General features: G+C 66.5%; 1 protein-coding gene. It reads left to right on the top strand.

All coding sequences use genetic code 11. The features are described 5' to 3' along the window. Positions 1-665: ABC transporter ATP-binding protein (locus Raf01_RS49225; RefSeq protein ID WP_203925088.1), on the top strand; the 665-nt coding region annotated here is incomplete at both ends.

Genomic DNA, 665 nt, shown 5'->3' with positions numbered 1-665 from the left:
GACAACCGGGACGTCACCAACCTCCCGCCGAAGTCCCGCGACATCGCGATGGTCTTCCAGAACTACGCCCTGTACCCGCACATGACCGTGTACGAGAACATGGCGTTCGCGCTCAAGCTGCGCAAGACCCCCAAGTCCGAGATCGATGTCGCCGTCAAGAACGCGGCCAAGCTGCTGCAGCTTGAGGAGTACCTCAACCGCAAGCCCAAGGCCCTGTCCGGCGGTCAGCGCCAGCGTGTGGCCATGGGTCGTGCGATCGTGCGTAAGCCGCAGGTCTTCCTCATGGACGAGCCGCTGTCCAACCTGGACGCCAAGCTCCGGGTGCAGACCCGTTCGCAGATCGCGACCCTCCAGGCGCAGCTGGGCACCACCACCGTCTACGTCACCCACGACCAGGTCGAGGCCATGACCATGGGACACCGGGTCGCGGTACTCCTCGACGGCGTACTCCAGCAGGTCGACACGCCCCGCTCGCTCTACGACAACCCGGCCAACGTGTTCGTCGCCGGGTTCATCGGCTCGCCGGCCATGAACATCAAGACGGTTCCGCTGACCGAAGCGGGCGCCAACTTCGCCGGCATGGTCCTGCCGCTGACCCGCGAGCAGATCACCGCCGCCGGCGAGGGCGACGGCAAGGGCACAGTCACCGTCGGCTTCCGCCCGGA

The sequence above is a fragment of the Rugosimonospora africana genome (assembly GCF_016862975.1).
Taxonomy (GTDB): Bacteria; Actinomycetota; Actinomycetes; order Mycobacteriales; family Micromonosporaceae; genus Rugosimonospora; species Rugosimonospora africana.
The sequence above is the reverse complement of the archived record's forward strand: the minus strand, read 5'-3'. Positions and strand labels throughout refer to the sequence as shown.